The organism is Haloarcula salina (genome assembly GCF_010119195.1).
Classification (GTDB): domain Archaea; phylum Halobacteriota; class Halobacteria; order Halobacteriales; family Haloarculaceae; genus Haloarcula; species Haloarcula salina.
This window is the reverse complement of sequence record NZ_WRXL01000001.1, coordinates 328,425-343,298: the sequence shown is the minus strand read 5'-3', so window position 1 is coordinate 343,298 and position 14,874 is coordinate 328,425. Positions and strand designations below refer to the sequence as shown.

Annotated in this window: 17 protein-coding genes and 1 pseudogene; 5 read left to right on the top strand and 13 right to left on the bottom strand. The window is 66.2% G+C overall.

The features are described 5' to 3' along the window. Positions 1 to 44: 44 nt before the first annotated feature. Positions 45 to 230 (bottom strand): hypothetical protein, encoded by a 186-nt coding sequence (locus GM656_RS01865; protein ID WP_162411951.1) that lies wholly within the window; start codon positions 228 to 230, stop codon positions 45 to 47. Between the two features lie 246 nt (positions 231 to 476). Between GM656_RS01865 and GM656_RS01860 the strand changes: the two are divergent. Further along, positions 477 to 602 (top strand): annotated as a pseudogene (locus GM656_RS01860) (Dph6-related ATP pyrophosphatase); the annotation flags it as partial. A 39-nt stretch (positions 603 to 641) separates the two neighbouring features. On the opposite strand, the gene GM656_RS01855 reads toward GM656_RS01860, so the two are convergent. Next, positions 642 to 1,610 carry a sugar phosphate nucleotidyltransferase gene (locus GM656_RS01855; RefSeq protein ID WP_162411950.1) on the bottom strand — a complete coding sequence of 323 codons (969 nt, stop codon included), beginning with the start codon at positions 1,608 to 1,610 and terminating at the stop codon, positions 642 to 644. Between the two features lie 86 nt (positions 1,611 to 1,696). On the opposite strand from GM656_RS01855, the gene GM656_RS01850 reads away from it, so the two are divergent. Then, on the top strand, positions 1,697 to 2,359 hold the full coding sequence (locus tag GM656_RS01850) for an NUDIX domain-containing protein (protein WP_162411949.1): 663 nt from the start codon (positions 1,697 to 1,699) through the stop codon (positions 2,357 to 2,359). A 26-nt stretch (positions 2,360 to 2,385) separates the two neighbouring features. Here the strand turns inward: GM656_RS01850 and mce are convergent, their stop codons facing one another. From mce to GM656_RS01835, 3 genes are all read right to left on the bottom strand, one after another. Beyond that, positions 2,386 to 2,775 (bottom strand): methylmalonyl-CoA epimerase, encoded by a 390-nt coding sequence (gene mce, locus GM656_RS01845; protein WP_162411948.1) that lies wholly within the window; start codon positions 2,773 to 2,775, stop codon positions 2,386 to 2,388. 56 nt (positions 2,776 to 2,831) lie between these two features. Continuing rightward, positions 2,832 to 3,224, bottom strand: a complete 393-nt coding sequence (locus GM656_RS01840) for an SHOCT domain-containing protein (RefSeq protein WP_162411947.1) — start codon at positions 3,222 to 3,224, stop codon at positions 2,832 to 2,834. Positions 3,225 to 3,344: 120 nt separating this feature from the next. Continuing rightward, complete coding sequence (locus tag GM656_RS01835; RefSeq protein ID WP_162411946.1) at positions 3,345 to 5,027, bottom strand: acyl-CoA mutase large subunit family protein; 1,683 nt, start codon at positions 5,025 to 5,027, stop codon at positions 3,345 to 3,347. Between the two features lie 159 nt (positions 5,028 to 5,186). Here GM656_RS01835 and GM656_RS01830 point away from each other — a divergent pair, with 159 nt between their 5' ends. Beyond that, positions 5,187 to 6,296, top strand: coding sequence for a CobW family GTP-binding protein (locus GM656_RS01830; protein ID WP_162411945.1), 1,110 nt, complete (start codon positions 5,187 to 5,189; stop codon positions 6,294 to 6,296). Here the strand turns inward: GM656_RS01830 and GM656_RS18980 are convergent, their stop codons facing one another. Continuing rightward, positions 6,297 to 6,458, bottom strand: a complete 162-nt coding sequence (locus GM656_RS18980; protein ID WP_174242917.1) for a hypothetical protein — start codon at positions 6,456 to 6,458, stop codon at positions 6,297 to 6,299. 60 nt (positions 6,459 to 6,518) lie between these two features. After that, entirely contained in the window at positions 6,519 to 7,676 is a 1,158-nt protein-coding gene (locus GM656_RS01825; RefSeq protein WP_162411944.1) for a glutathione-independent formaldehyde dehydrogenase, read from the bottom strand. A 174-nt stretch (positions 7,677 to 7,850) separates the two neighbouring features. On the opposite strand from GM656_RS01825, the gene GM656_RS01820 reads away from it, so the two are divergent. After that, positions 7,851 to 8,324: an FKBP-type peptidyl-prolyl cis-trans isomerase gene (locus GM656_RS01820; protein WP_162411943.1), complete on the top strand. Its 474-nt coding sequence runs from the start codon at positions 7,851 to 7,853 to the stop codon at positions 8,322 to 8,324. Between the two features lie 19 nt (positions 8,325 to 8,343). Here GM656_RS01820 and GM656_RS01815 read toward each other — a convergent pair whose 3' ends face one another. Then, positions 8,344 to 8,931: a GNAT family N-acetyltransferase gene (locus GM656_RS01815; RefSeq protein WP_162411942.1), complete on the bottom strand. Its 588-nt coding sequence runs from the start codon at positions 8,929 to 8,931 to the stop codon at positions 8,344 to 8,346. A 110-nt stretch (positions 8,932 to 9,041) separates the two neighbouring features. Between GM656_RS01815 and GM656_RS01810 the strand changes: the two genes are divergently transcribed. Then, positions 9,042 to 9,746: a helix-turn-helix domain-containing protein gene (locus GM656_RS01810; protein WP_162411941.1), complete on the top strand. Its 705-nt coding sequence runs from the start codon at positions 9,042 to 9,044 to the stop codon at positions 9,744 to 9,746. A gap of 69 nt (positions 9,747 to 9,815) precedes the next feature. Here GM656_RS01810 and GM656_RS01805 read toward each other — a convergent pair whose 3' ends face one another. From GM656_RS01805 to GM656_RS01785, 5 genes are read right to left on the bottom strand one after another with little or no spacing between them, the layout of a single operon-like run. Then, complete coding sequence (locus GM656_RS01805; protein ID WP_162411940.1) at positions 9,816 to 10,553, bottom strand: branched-chain amino acid ABC transporter ATP-binding protein; 738 nt, start codon at positions 10,551 to 10,553, stop codon at positions 9,816 to 9,818. After that, a complete protein-coding gene (locus GM656_RS01800; protein ID WP_162411939.1) occupies positions 10,550 to 11,299 on the bottom strand; it encodes an ABC transporter ATP-binding protein in 750 nt (249 codons plus the stop codon). Before GM656_RS01800 ends, GM656_RS01805 begins: the two co-directional genes overlap by 4 nt. A gap of 1 nt (position 11,300) precedes the next feature. Next, positions 11,301 to 12,449, bottom strand: a complete 1,149-nt coding sequence (locus tag GM656_RS01795; RefSeq protein WP_162411938.1) for a branched-chain amino acid ABC transporter permease — start codon at positions 12,447 to 12,449, stop codon at positions 11,301 to 11,303. Further along, positions 12,449 to 13,390, bottom strand: coding sequence for a branched-chain amino acid ABC transporter permease (locus GM656_RS01790; protein ID WP_162411937.1), 942 nt, complete (start codon positions 13,388 to 13,390; stop codon positions 12,449 to 12,451). The genes GM656_RS01795 and GM656_RS01790 overlap by 1 nt, the downstream gene beginning before the upstream one ends. Before the next feature lie 9 nt (positions 13,391 to 13,399). Continuing rightward, positions 13,400 to 14,758, bottom strand: coding sequence for an ABC transporter substrate-binding protein (locus tag GM656_RS01785; RefSeq protein ID WP_162411936.1), 1,359 nt, complete (start codon positions 14,756 to 14,758; stop codon positions 13,400 to 13,402). Between the last annotated feature and the right edge of the window lie 116 nt (positions 14,759 to 14,874).

Genomic DNA, 14,874 nt, shown 5'->3' with positions numbered 1-14,874 from the left:
ATACAGCGAATCTATACACGATCGTAGTGGTCAGTACAGGAGATTCAATCATCACTTCGGTTCATCACAGCGTGGCCAAGAAGATAGAGTGGCAAGAAGTAGATTACCACTATTGAGGCACCACCTCCAATCTCTCGAAAGAGTTCGTTCGTAGCATTTGAGACGGTTTCAAGAGTGATTACAGCCAATAAAAAAGTGATGAATGCGAGGAACCAATCGGTTCTATCCATACACAATATGATCATTTCATTCCATTATAAACTTCTGATTCAGTAAATAAGCACACTTACCGAGCAGTCATTTCACTCCTCTGATGAATAAAAACCGTATTCACAACGACTGATCGCATTCGGCGAGCGCGGCGAGCCGATTCACCCGGCCGAACGAAGTGAGGGCGGGCTTTTTAGCGTAGATTTTACATCGAGTGATTCCCGCAGCGCCAACGGCGCGAGGAAACCCGACGATGAAAAAGGTACGGCGGGGAATTCGAGACGCTGGTGACCGACGGGCCGCACATGGACCGCCGGATCGAACTGGCGTACGAGACGGAGTGGGACGGGACTCGGGGCACGATCCGCGTCGAGGACGCCTGGCTGGCCTGAGACAGAGAACAAAACGGATTCCGAAGACGCGGTCTGCCGTCAGTTCCCGTTGGTCAGTTGCGTGTGCGCGCCGATGAGCGCGCCGGCCAGGTCGAGGCTCTCGACCTGCGTGTCGCGGTCGATGATCGACTGACGGATGTCCGAGTCGACGATGGTCGTGTCCGGGAAGACGATGGTCCGGTCGAGGCTTGAGTTGACGATCTCGCTCCCCGGGAGGACGTGGACGTTCTCGCCGAGGGTGGTGTTCTCGATGGTTGCGTCCTCGGCGACGACGTTGTCGCCGTCGAGTTCCCAGGCGACGGCTTCGAGGTAGCTCTCGGGCGTGCCGATGTCGTACCACGCGTCGTCGAAGGTAAAGGCGCGGACGGGACCGTCGTCGACGAGCCACTGGATGAACCAGCCGGGCTCGTCGGGGTTGTTCCCGGCCTCGAGGTACTCGTCGAAGCGGATCGAATCGGCCGGGAAGGCGTAGCAGGCGATGGAGACGAGCGTGCTGTTGGGGTCCTCGGGCTTCTCCTGGAAGTCGACGACCTCGTCGCCGTCCAGTTCGATGAGGCCGTAGGACTTCGCCTTCTCGCGAGAGCCCACGTCGTAGGCGGCGAGCGTCGGGTCGTCGTACTGCTCGAAGTAGTCGATGAACTCGGCGATGTCGAAACTGATGAGGTTGTCGCCGGCGACGACGAGCAGGTCCTCGTCGCCGAGGTCCTCGCGGTCGACGAGCTGGGCCAGCGCGCCGACGACGCCGAACTTCTCGTCCTCCTCGGCGGTCTCCTCGACGGTGAGGATCGGTTTCTCGAAGCTGCTGGCAGCGATGTGCTCGCGGAAGTCGTCGGCGAAGCGCTGGTTCGTGCTGACGAACACGTCCGAGATCCGGTCGTCGGCCTCCAGTTCGCCGAGGACGCGGTCGATGACCGTCGTGTCGCCCACCGGAAGCAGCATCTTCGGTCGGTGCTTGGTGACGGGCCAGAGCCGCGTCGCGTACCCTCCCGCGAGAACGATCGCTTTCATGTTCGATTAGAGACAAGCGGAATACAAGTTCTTTTTCATGCCCTCGCCATCGCGCCATTTATCGGTTCCCCCGTGAACGTTCCTGTATGACTGAGGAGGACGCACCGGAGAGCGACGAGTCGACCGTGCCGGCGGAGAACTACATCGAGATGGTCAACCAGACCTCCGTCGAACGGCGGATCGCCGACCTCGAAGCCGCCTTCGACGAGGTCCCGGTCACGGAGCGGACGTTCCACCTCTCGGCGGAGGAGTACACCGACGTGTTCGCGGCCACGCAGGGGACCGGCTTCGCCGAGAACAGCGTCGTCTTCCCCGTCAGGTCTGCCGACGAGTTTCCCGAGATCAGCGAGAACCTGCCCGAGCAGGCGGCGGCCGACGCCCGGGACCGAGCGCTGCTGGTGCTCGGCCGCGGGGCCGACCTCTGGGCGCTGCCCGGCGGCGGGCAGGGGGTCGAGTTCGAGTCCATGCAGGGGACGGCGCTCCGACGCCTCAACGAACAGACGGGGGTCCGTAGCACGATCAGCGGCGTCGCCGAGGTCGTCCACAGCAAGTACTACCCCGACACCGACGCCGAGGGCTCGGTCCACACGCTCGACGTGTACTTCCGCGGGGAGTACGCGAAGGGCTCCATCGACATCGACGAGTCGGAACTCACCGGCGCGGCGTGGTTCGCCGAGCCGCCCGAGCGGCTCACCGAGGGCGCGGAGAAGGTGTTCGAGGCGTTCCTGGACGAGTCTTCAGACGACTGAGCGGGCGCGAGTGTCCGACTCCTCCGTCAGTGCTCGACCAGTTCGACGAGCACGCCGCCGGTCGACTTCGGATGGAGGAACGCCACGTCGTGGCCCCACGCGCCGGGGCGCGGTTCCTCGTCGATCAGATCGATGCCACAGTCCCTGACGGTCTCTAGCGCCCGTTCGATGTCGTCGGTCTCTAGTGCGACGTGGTGGATGCCGGGGCCGTTCGAATCGAGGTAGCGGGGGATGGCTCCCTCCGCATCTGGCACGGGCTCCAGCAGTTCGAAGTAGCCGTTCCCCATGTCCAGAAACGTCACCCGGAGGCCGTCGAAGGTCTCCTCGTGGGCGACCGGGGTCCCGAAGGCTTCGGCGAACAGTTCCGCGAGCGGATCGGCGTCGTCGGTGGCGATGCCGGCGTGGTCGAAGCGCATATCGGGAGGCTTCGACCGTGCGGTATATAACTCTGTGACAGCGTCGGTGGTGGTCCCTACTCTCGCTCCAGTCGCTCGCGCCGCCGCTCGAACTCCTCGTCGTCTAGTTCCCCTCTCGCGTAGGCCCGACGCAATTCCGCGATCGCGTCGTCGCGGCCGCCGTTCGCGGCCCCGGTCACGCCTCTGTAGAGGAGGTATCCCACGCCGACGAGGACGGCGAGGAACAGCACCTGCATCAGGACGCCGACCAGGAACATCCAGCCCGAAGCGGTCCCGCCGCCGGGCCCCATCTGGCCGTCCCACATGTGGCCGCCGCCCCACATGCCCCCGCCGTACATCCCACCGCCCAGCATGCCGAGTCCCATCGCGAGGAGCGGCAGCACGACGAGCGCGCCGAGGAGTGCGAGCAGGACCACGACGAGCCGGCGGTCGGACGACTGTGCGCTCACGACGACCCCTCCCGGTCACGGTAGCGAACCATACTCGAAACTACTCGTCCATCGTTCATGCCGATTGTCACTGGGAAACGAAGGCCAGAACGGCGTCTCACTTCGGATTCGAAAGCGGCCTCACAGCGACGAGCCGGGCTGGTACTCGCCGAACACGTCCCGGAAGACGTCACAGACCTCACCGGTGGTCGCGTAGACCTTGACGGCGTCGATGATGTAGGGCATGACGTTCTCGTCGCGCTCGGCGGCGCGGCGGAGCGCGTCGAGTTTCGCCTCGACTTCCTCGTCGTCGCGGTCCTCGCGGACGGCCGCGACGTTCTCCTGCTGGGCCTGCTCGACGGCCTCGTCGACCTCCTCGATGTCCTGTTCGCCCTCCTCTTCGACCTGGTACTCGTTGACGCCGACGATGACGCGCTCGCCCGCCTCCTGCTCGCGCTGGCGCTCGAAGGCAACGTCCTGGATCTGACGCTGGACCCACTGTTCCTCGATCGACCGGCGCATTCCGCCGCGCTCGTCGACCTCCTCGATGAGCGAGCGGGCCTCGGCTTCGAGTTCGTCGGTCAGCGACTCGACGTAGTAGCTCCCGGCCAGCGGATCGATCGTGTCCGCCGCGCCGGACTCGTGGGCGAGGATCTGCTGGGTCCGCAGGGCCGTCCGCACGGACTCCTCGGTCGGCAGGCCGATGGCCTCGTCTTTCCCGTTGGTGTGGAGGCTCTGGGTTCCCCCGAGGACGGCCGCGAGCGCCTGATAGGCGACGCGGACGACGTTGTTCTCGATCTGCTGGGCGGTCAGCGTCGACCCGGCGGTCTGGGTGTGGAACTTCAGTTGCTTGGACTTGGGGTTCTCGGCGTCGAAGCGCTCCTCCATGATCTTCGCCCAGAGGCGGCGCGCCGCCCGGAACTTCGCCACCTCTTCGAGGATGTTGTTGTAGGAGGCGAAGAAGAAGGAGAGCTGCGGCGCGAACTCGTCCACGTCCAGCCCCGCCTCGATGGCCGCCTGGACGTACTCGATACCGTCGCCGAGCGTGAACGCGATCTCCTGGGCGGCGGTCGACCCGGCCTCGCGGATGTGATAGCCCGAGATGGAGATGGTGTTGAACTTCGGCGTCTCGGCGGCGCAGAACTCGAAGATGTCGGTGATGAGTCGCATCGACGGCTCCGGCGGGTAGATGAACGTGTTGCGTGCGATGTACTCCTTGAGCACGTCGTTCTGGATGGTCCCGCGCAGTTCCTCGCGGTCGACGCCCTGCCGGTCGCCGACGGCGATGTACATCGCGAGCAGGACGGAGGCGGGCGCGTTGATGGTCATGCTCGTCGAGACTTCGTCCAGCGGGATGCCGTCGAAGACCGTCTCCATGTCGTCCAGCGAGTCGATGGCGACGCCGGTCTTGCCGACCTCGCCGGCGGCCATCGCGTGGTCGGAGTCGTAGCCCATCTGCGTCGGGAGGTCGAACGCCATCGAGAGCCCGGTCTGACCCTGGTCGAGCAGGTAATTGAACCGCTCGTTGGTCTCCTCGGCGGTCCCCATCCCGGCGTACTGGCGCATCGTCCAGAGGCGGCCGCGGTAGCCCGTCGGATACACGCCGCGGGTGTAGGGCTCCTGGCCGGGGAACCCAAGATCCTCCTCGTAATCGAGGTCCGACACGTCGGCGGGCGTGTACAGGCGGTCTACCTCGTGGCCTTCCGTATCCGTCGTGAACGTTTCCTTGCGCTCGCCGAAGCGGTCGACGGTCGGCTGGACGTCCTCTTCCTCCCACTGAGCCTTCCCCTCGCGAATTTGGTCCAGCTCGTCGGGGTCGAACATGGGGGAACCGTCGGAGGGCGGTGGCTTAAGCGTTCGCAAATCCTTCACGGTTGTTAATCACGGCGCGGTAGGGCGGCGTTCAGAGGACCGTGTCGTCGCGACGTGTGGGCGCCGATCTCCACGTAGTTTGATGGTGTCGTGTGCCGTGGTAGCATACAAATGTCAGCTGAGTCACGGACCGACGTTCCGATAACCGTCGTCAGCGGGCCCCTCGGCGCAGGCAAGACCACGCTCGTCAACCGACTCCTCGAGGACCCCGGCGACAGGCGAATCGCCGTCGTCGTCAACGATATGGGGGAGATCAACGTCGACGCGGAACTGCTCGCGGAAGAGAGCGAGGAGGGCGTCGTGGACCTCTCGAACGGGTGCATCTGCTGTCGGCTCCAGGACGACCTCGTCACGGAACTGACACGCCTCGCCGCGGAGCGGTCGTTCGACTACCTCGTCGTCGAGGCGTCGGGGATCAGCGAACCGATCCCCATCGCCCGCACGCTCACGGAGGGGACGGACGCCGGGACCCTCCCCGACCGCTTCAGGCTGGATACGACGGTGTCCGTGGTCGACGCCTACGGCTTCTGGAAGGCCTTCGACCCCGAGACGTCGCTGCCCGATGCCGCACCGGACCCCGAGCGGCCGCTCACGTCGGTGCTGGTGGACCAGATCGAGTTCTGCGACGTGCTCCTGTTGAACAAGTGCGACATGGTCCCCGACGAGGCGCTGAGTGCGGTCGAGGCCGCGATTCGGGAACTCCAGCCGCGGGCGCGAATCCACCGGACCACCTACAGTGAGGTCGACCCCGACGAGGTCCTCGGAACCGGGCTGTTCGACTTCGAGACGGCGAAACGACAGCAAGGATGGAAGCGAACGCTGGCGGGATCCGCTGACGGCGACCACGAGCACGACGATCACGAACAGGGTGCGGCGGCCGCACACGGCGTCGAGTCGTTCGTCTACCGCCGCGACGCCCCCTTCGATCCCGGCCGGTTCGACGCCTGGCTCGACGACTGGCGCGGCTCGGTCGTCCGAGCGAAGGGGTTCGCGTGGGTGACGAGTCGCCCCGACCAGGTCCTCGGGGTGAGTCAGGCGGGCCCGGCCGTCCAGGCCGGTCCAATCGGCGAGTGGGGTTCAGACGAGCCCTCGACCCGCCTCGTCTTCATCGGACGGTCGATGGACCGCGAGGCAATCGTCGCCGAACTCGACGACTGTCTGGCGACCGACGGCGACGAGCACCCCCCGGCCAAAGAGGACCCCTTCCCCCGTGAGGCCTGATCAGTCCGCGCCGTAGCCGACCTCGTCGCGCAGGTCGTCCCAGTCCTCGTGAAAGCCGTAGGTCGACGCCGACTCCCCCACCGTCGTCGACTGGTACACCTCGTCGTACTCCAGCAGTTGCGCCCACCCGTCGTGGAACCGGTAGCTACAGTACTGGCACATGCCCGGGGATACGACGGGTGCGGTGGTATAGCTACCGCCGAAAAAATTTGCGGGACGCGGTCAGGGCTCTAAGAGCACCTTCGTCACGCCCTCCTCGCGGTTGTCGAACTTCTGATACATCTCCGGGGCCTCCTCCAGTGAGACGCGGTGCGAGACGACCCAGCTCGGGTCGGCCCGTCCCTCGATGATGAGGTCGCGGAGCTCGCGGTTGTAGGACTTGACGTTACACTGGCCGGTACCGAGCTTCTGGCCCTTCTCGAAGAGGAGTCCGAAGTCGATACCCAGCCGTCCCTGTGCCGCTATCTCGTCTGGCGCGCCGGGGTCTTCGGGGACGTACAGCCCCGGAATCCCGAGTTCCCCGGTCGGCTTGACCGTCCGAATGAGGTTGTTGAGGACCACGGCGGGGTTCTCGCGGGCCGGGTCGTAGGCCTCGTCGGCCTCCTTCTCCGGGTCGATGGCCTGGTAGCCCACCGCGTCGACGCCCTTGTCGACGCCGCCGCCGTGCTCGTCTTTGATCTGCTCGACCGGATCAGCCTCCTCGAAGTTGATCGGCGTCGCGTCGCAGTGCTGTTCGGCCAAGTCCAGTCGACTCGGCACCCGGTCGATGGAGTAGATCTCGGCCGCGCCCTTGATCTTCGCGCTGTAGGCGGCCATCAGCCCGACCGGACCGGCCCCGTAGATAGCGACCGAGTCACCGGCTTCGAGGTTCGCGAGTTCCGTGCCGTGCCACCCCGTCGGGAAGATGTCCGCGAGCAGGGCGAAAGCGTCCTCGTGCTCGTCGCCCTCGGGAAGTTTGAGCGCGTTGAAGTCCGCGTACGGGATGCGGAGCTGCTCCGCCTGCCCGCCGGTGTACGGTCCCATCGCGACGTAGCCGTACGCGCCGCCGGCGAACCCCGGGTTGACGTTCGTACAGAATCCTGTGTATCCGTCCTCGCAGTTCTCGCAGAACCCACAGGCCACGTTGAACGGCGCGACGACGCGGTCTCCCTCTTCGAGGTCACTGACCGCATCGCCGACCTCGGTAACGATCCCCATATTTTCGTGTCCGAATACGATCCCCGGCTCGGCGGCCGTCCGTCCCTCGTACATGTGGAGGTCGGAGCCGCAGATGCACGACGTCGTGATGTCGATTATCACGTCGTTCGGATGCTCTATCTCCGGTTCGTCGACTTCCTCGACGGCCACTTCGTGCGGTCCCTTGTACACGACAGCGTCCATGGACATATAATTGACAACTCCGTAATCACTCTCGGACCGTCGCCACTTATAATTGTTGGATATTTATAATGAACGACGGGGCGGATCGACGGCAGGGCCCGTCACTGCCGCGCGCAGTCGCGATCGTTCCGCGCGGATACCGGGGTTTATACGGCAGGCTGCGAACACTCGGGTATGCCGATCGAACCGGGCGACGACGTCACCATCGAGTACGTCGGGCGCTTCGAGGACGGGTCCGTCTTCGATACTTCTCGGCCCGAGGTGGCCCGAGAGCACGGGCTGATGGAGGCACAGGGCGTCGAGGCGGCCGACTACGCGCCGCTGTCGTTCACCGTCGGAGCGGGCGAGATAATCGAGGGCCTCGACGAGGCCGTCGTCGGCATGGACGCCGGCGAGGAGGCCACCGTGACGGTCCCGCCAGAGAAGGCCTACGGCGCGGTCGAACCCGAGCGCGTCCGCGAGTACGACCCGGAGACGTTCGAGGGAATGGTGGGGAAGCCGCCCGAGGTCGGCCTCCACGTCGAGGCGCAAAACGGCCTCCACGGCGACGTGACCGCCGTCAGCGACGACGCCGTCGAGGTGGACTTCAACCACGAACTGTCCGGCAAGACGCTGGTGTTCGAGGTCGAGATCGTCGACGCCCGGTGACCGGACTGCCCGCCGCCGCTCAGCCGCCGGTGTCGTACTTGTAGGTGGCCTCGTCGGGGTCGATACCGAAGTCCTCGGGGCCTTCCTCGGGTTCGGGCTCGCCCTCCTCGTCCTCGGCGGCGGCCCGTTTGAACCGCCTCCGGTGCCGCGTCGGCACCCGGAAGCGGTCGACCGCCACCCGGAGCGGGACCGCGTCCGGCTGGATGTTCTCCTGTTTGGTCGCGAGTCGGTCCCGGAGCGCCTCGGGGAGCTGTGCCGGCTCGATGCGCTCGAAGCCGAACTGCGAGAGGTAGTCGGCGGCGTTGGTCAGCGAGTAGACGACGTCGAACCCCTCGTCGCCCGCGTACTCGACCAGTCGCTCGATGACGTGCGCGCCGACGCCCTGGCCGCGCCACTCGGGCAGAACGCCGATGCTCGTCAGCTCACAGACCGTCTCGTCCTCACCCTTGTGAATCCGGATGCGGCCGAATCCGGCCTTCTCGTGGCTCTCCTCGTCGATGGCGACGACGTAGTCCCGGGACCTGAAGGCCGTCTCGTCGAGCCCCATCTCCTCGATGCGGTCAAGCAGCCAGACCTCCTCGCGGTTTTTCGCATCCCGGACGTACATGGCCTGAAGTTGGCCGGCCCCGGTCAAAAGGGTTTGCTGGTCGCCCCAGCGGGGACCTATCAGTCATCGTAGTGAAAATAGCTATTACAATTCATCATGAACGTTTTGCCATGTTATCTGTCGAGATGGACATGGTACAGTACGACTGCCCGTACATCGACACGACGCGGGACCACGAGGTGTCGTTCCTCGCCAAGCAGTGGGACTTCTACCCCGACGAGCGGGAGTTGGAGACGCGCATCATGGTCAGCGGCGCGGACCGCGAGGCCCTCGACTGCGGCCTGGAGGCGCTGTCGGCCCACGACAACATGGCGTCCTACCGGCTTCTCCGCCGGAAGGGCGACATGGCGCTGATACGGTCGCGCATCGCGGAGACGAACGCGATGAACGTCATCCGCGACAACAGCGGCTACATCACCGGCCCGTTCAGGATCCGCGACGGCTCGGAGATATGGCACGTCGGGTTCGACACAGAACGGATCGCCGAGGGGACGCTCTCGGAACTGGAGCGCAACAACGACTACACCGTCCGCTCGCGCGAGTCGGTCGACCTGGAGGACTACTACGACCTCCTGCAGAACATCGACTCGGCCAAGCGGCTGGTCGACGGCTGTCGGGAGCTCTCGGACGTGGAACGGGCGACGCTGGAACGCGCCGTCGAGGGCGGCTACTTCGACACGCCGCGGGACGCCACGCTCTCGTCGCTGGCCGATGAGTTCGACGTCTCGAAGATGGCCATCTCGAAGAATCTCCGGCGCGGGCAGCGGAAGATTCTCGACCGCGTCACGACGGCGATGAACGAGGTCACCGAGTGAGCGCCAGTCGGTTCCTCACTGCCGTCTACTGTCTTCTCGCTGCCGGCTTCCCGCACTTCTCTGCCGCGGTCACTCCGTCCCGCTCCCCTGCATCAGCTTCTGTATCTCCTCGTCCGACGCCAGGTCGTCGGGGTCGCCGCTCGCGACCACGTCGCCGCGCTCGATGACGTAGAGCCGGTCGACCACGTCGGGGACGTGCGTGACGTTCGACTCCGCGATCAGCACCGCGATTCCGCGGTCGTTGATCGCCTCGATGTGTCGCTTGAGGTTCTCGACGACGACGGGAGCCAGCCCCTCCAGCGGTTCGTCGAGGATGAGCAGGTCGGGCTGGAGCGCCAGCGCTCGACCGATGGCGACCATCTTCGCCTGCCCCCCGCTCAGGTTCTGGACCTTGGCGTCGCGGCGGTCGTCGAGTTCGGTCAGCACGTCGTAGACCTGTTCGATCACGCCGTCCTCGTCGTCGATGCCGCGGGCGGACCCGCTCGTCCAGATTGGGAGCCGGAAGTTCTCGTCGACGGTCATGCCGGTGAAGAGCTTCCGGTCTTCGGGCTGGTAGCCGATGCCGCGCTTCGGGACGAGCTCCGAGCGGATGTCGGTCAGTTCCTCGCCGCGGAAGCGGACCGAGCCGCTCCAGACGGGCGTCAGGCCCATGATCCCCCGGAAGGTGGTCGTCTTGCCGGCCCCGTTGCGGCCGACCAGGCCGACCGCCTCGCCGGCGTTCACGTCGAGGTCGACGTCCTCGGTCACCCGGAACCCCTCGACGGCGGCGTTCAGCCCGCGGACCGACAGCAGGGTGTCGGCGCTCATTCGCCCACCCCGAGGAGGAGCCGTCTGAGTTCGTCGTCGGTCTCGAGCATCGTCGGCGGGCCGACGCCGTGGACGGCCCCCTGATGGAGGGCGACGACGCGGTCGGCGTACTCGGTGACGATGTCCATGTCGTGCTCGATGGTGACCGTCGTGACGCCCGCCTCCCGTCCGACCTCGACGACCGTCTCGATGACGTACTCCTTCTCGCGGGTCGAGACGCCCGAGGTGGGCTCGTCGAGCAGGAGGTAGTCGGGGTCGAGCCCGAACGACATCGCCACGTCGAGCAGTTTCCGGTCGCCGTGGGGCAGTTCCTCGGCGACGGTGTTGGCGGCGTCGTCCAGGCGGAACTTCGACAGCAGGTCGTCGACGGTCCGCTCCACGTCGGCGTGGCCGTCGGCCATCGAGAAGAGGCTCCACGTCTTGCCCCGCTCGGTGAGCACCACCGTCCGGAGGTTCTCGCGGACGGTCATCTCCTCGAACACCTTGACGACCTGGAAGCTCCGGGCGATGCCGGCGTCGACCCGTTCGTCGGCCGACATCGCCGTGATGTCGTCGCCGTCGAGGACGATGGAGCCCTCGTCCGGCGAGAGGAAGCCGGTCAGGAGATTGATGAACGTCGTCTTGCCCGCCCCGTTCGGACCGACGATGAAGACGAGTTCGCCGTCTTCCTGCCCGAACTCCAGGCTCACGTCGTCTGTCGCGACCAGTTCGCCGAACGACTTGTGCAAATTGCGTGCTTCGAGCATGTCAGTCCACTCCGAAGAGGATGATTCGCAGACTCGACAGCGATTCGACCGCCTTCCGTTCCGCCGTCCGTCCCGCGGACCGCGCCCAGTCGGCGACGGCCGAGGGCTCCCGACGGAGCTGTCTCAGCCGGGTGCTGACGACGCCGCCCGACCTGAGCGAGCCGACGATGCCCCGCGGGAACCCGTAGACGAGGACCAGCAGGACGACGCCGGTCAGGAACTCGTAGTACTGGGTCACGTCCTGGCCCACGTCCTGCAGGAAGATCAGGACGACACCGCCGATGAGCGGCCCGACCAGCGTCCGGAAGCCGCCCAGGATCGCCATGAACAGGATGTCACCGGATCGGAGGAAGAACAGCGTCCCCTCCGGGCGGACGTACTGGCGGACGACGGCGTACAGGCCGCCCGCGACGCCACCGTAGACGCCGGAGATGACGAACGCCGCCCAGACGTACCGGCGGACCGGCAGGCCGATGAACCGCGCTCGGGTCCGCTCCTGCCCGATGGCGTCGAGCGCGTTCCGGAACGGCGACTGGGTGATGCGGTACATCACGAACAGCCCGACGAGGATGACCACGACGGTCAGGTAGTACGTCAGTATCTGGTACACCGCCGGCTCGAAGGTCGTGCCGAGCAGGAGCGGCTGGTTCGCCGGACCCGGCCGAATCGGCATCCCGTCGCTACCGCCGAGGGCGCTCTGCCCGAGCGCGATGGCGTACAGCAGTTGGCCGAACGCGAGCGTCAGCAGGGCGAAGTACAGACCGGTGTGGCGAAGCGACAGCGCGCCGACGAGCGCCGCCATCACCGTCGCCGCGGCGATGGCACCGAGCAACAGGAGGCCGACGCTCTGGAGGCCTGCGTACTTCGCGAGCACCGCCGTCGCGTACGCCCCGGTCCCGAAGAACGCCGCGTGCCCGAACGACGTGAGCTTCGTGTGGCGGAGGAGCAGGTTCAGCCCGACCGCCGCGAAGCCGAAGAGCAGCCCCTGATGGATGACGCTGAGTTGGAGGCTGTCGGAGAGCCTCGTCACGTCCGGAATCGCGAACAGCGCGACGACGCCGAGCGCCAGCGCGACCGCCTCCCGGCGGGTCGCTTCGACGCCGAGGAAGCGGTAGCGGGTCTCCCCGTCCGTCTCGACGCGTTCGGGCATCACGCCGTCTCACCCCACGTTCCGAACAGGCCCTCGGGCTTGACGAGCAGGATGAGCGCCATGATGGCGAACGGGGCCGCGATCTCGCCGGGCGGGTACAGCGTGATCATCCACGACCGGATGACGCCGACGAGCAGCGCGCCGACGAACGCCCCGCGGAGGCTGCCGAGGCCGCCGATGACGATGACGACGAACGAGAGGACGAGCGGGTTGGTCCCCATGCCGAGCGTGGCCGCCGTCGGCGGGACGGCCATCGCGCCGGCGAAGCCCGCGAGGAAGGCCCCGAGCGCGAACACGAGCGTGAACACCCGGTCGGTGCTGACGCCGATGGCCGTCGCCATCTCGCGGTCGATGGCCGTCGCCCGGACGATGCGCCCGGTCTTCGTGCGGTCGAAGAACCAGAACAGGCCGGCGACGACGGCGATGCCGACGAGGATGACGAAGACGTTGTACGTCGGGTAGTTCAGCCCGACCAGTTCGCTCGTCGGGATGCTGTTGATGGCGCTGTAGACGGCGTCGGTCCGCAGGGAGGTGTTCCCCCAGACGAACTTCTTCACGTCGAGCAGGATCAACAGCAGCGCGAAGGTCAACACCAGTTGGTACACCTGGTCGCGGTCGTAGATCGCCCGGAGGAACAGCGCCTCGAACACCGTGCCGACGGGCAACAGGAGGGCCGCGGTCAGCAGCACCGAGACGAGGACCGCGAGGACGAACACGACCCCGCCGAGGACGCCGCTGGGCGGGCCGACGACGCCGATGACGAAGCCGAACACGCCGATGCCGGCGTACGCGCCGATGGAGAACAGCTCCCCGTGGGCCAGGTTCAGCACGTCGAGGATGCCGAGGATGACGGTCAGCCCCGAGGCGATCATGAACAGGATGAACCCGAACTGGACGCCGTTGAGCGTCTGGACCAGCGCGGTTTCAAGTGTGCCTGCCATTGGTGGGTTTCAGCTGCTCCAGCTGTCTAACCACGCGCTGCCGGCGACGCCGGGCGGGGGCGCGGTCTCCGCCGCCGAATAGATGTTCACGTCGTCGAGCCTGGCCGCGCCGAGGTCGTCGTCGTACACCATCGCCCCGGCGAAGGAGTTCGACGACCCCTGGTGGTCCTCGGCCATGTTGTGGTAGCCGGCCGGCGTGAAGAAGCCGTGACCCTCCAGCATCTGTGCGATCTGACCCTGGCTGGGGTAGGTCCCGAGGAGGTCGATGGCCTTCTCGACGGCGGTCGCCCAGGCCGTCACCGCCCCGTAGCCGCTCATGTAGTGGGCCGTCGGGACGGTCACGCCGTCCTGTGCGGTCGCGGCGTCGAACAGTTCGCGGCCGGGCTGCCAGTTCCCCAGCGCGGGGTGGCCCCAGTAGTAGTTGCGCGACCCGGAGTAGATGTCCGTGCCGGCCAGCGCGTCGGCGGGCACGTCGCCGGCGGCGCTGTACAGCGTCGTCCCGAAGACGGTCGTGTTGTCGAACATGTCGTTTGCGCTGGCCTGGCGGACGAACGTGGTCACGTCGCCGCCCCACAGACTGGAGAAGGTCACGTCCGGCTGCTCGCTGTTGATCGACGTGATGTGGTTCGACATGTCGCTGGCCCCGAGTTCGGGGAACCCCTCGTAGACGACCTCCGCCCCGGTCAGCTTGGTGATCGCCTGCTTGAACACGCGCATCTCGTCCTCGCCGAAGGAGTACCCGGGGTTGACGCCGGCCACCGTCTCGATCTCGTCCGCGCCGATGCGCTCGACGGCCTCCCGGGCCATCGTCACCACCTCCATGATGTCGTAGTTCTGGAAGCGAAACGAGTACGTCGGGTCGGGGACCGTCTCCTCGTACAGCGTCGTCACCGTCCCGTCCGTCCCGACGTTGACGACCTCGTTCTTCTCGACCTCCGGCGCGATCTGGCTGTGCGTGCCGCTGGAGATGGGACCGAAGGTGACCTCCTTGCCCTCCTCGATGAACTGGTTGTAGCTGTCGAGCGGGTTCGATCCCTCGTCGACTACGTCGAGTTCGATCCGGCGCTGCCCGCCGATCCCGCCGGCCTCGTTGATCCGCTGGACGGCCAGTTCGGCCCCGCGCTGGGCCTGGATGCCGAGGACCCCAGGGGCACCTTTCGTGAAGGTCAACAGCCCGGCCTGGATCGGCTCCTCGGGGATCGAACCACCGGAGTCGCCGCCGTCGCCGGACTGCTGGCCGCCGCCGTCGCTCAACAGCGTCGAACAGCCCGCGAGGGCCGCGGCGACGGCCGAGCCGCCGATCGCCGAGAGCAGTCGCCGTCTGCCGATTCCACCAGTGTCGCGCTCCGTTGGCTCCGTTCGTTTCATAGGTATCTCCGCTCCCGTCGCTCGGACGCTCCGCGTCGCGGCGTGCGTCGCGTTGACAGGGATGAGTGAAGCTACCGTCCAACCCGGGGAATAACGAGAGGTTTACACGTAAACCA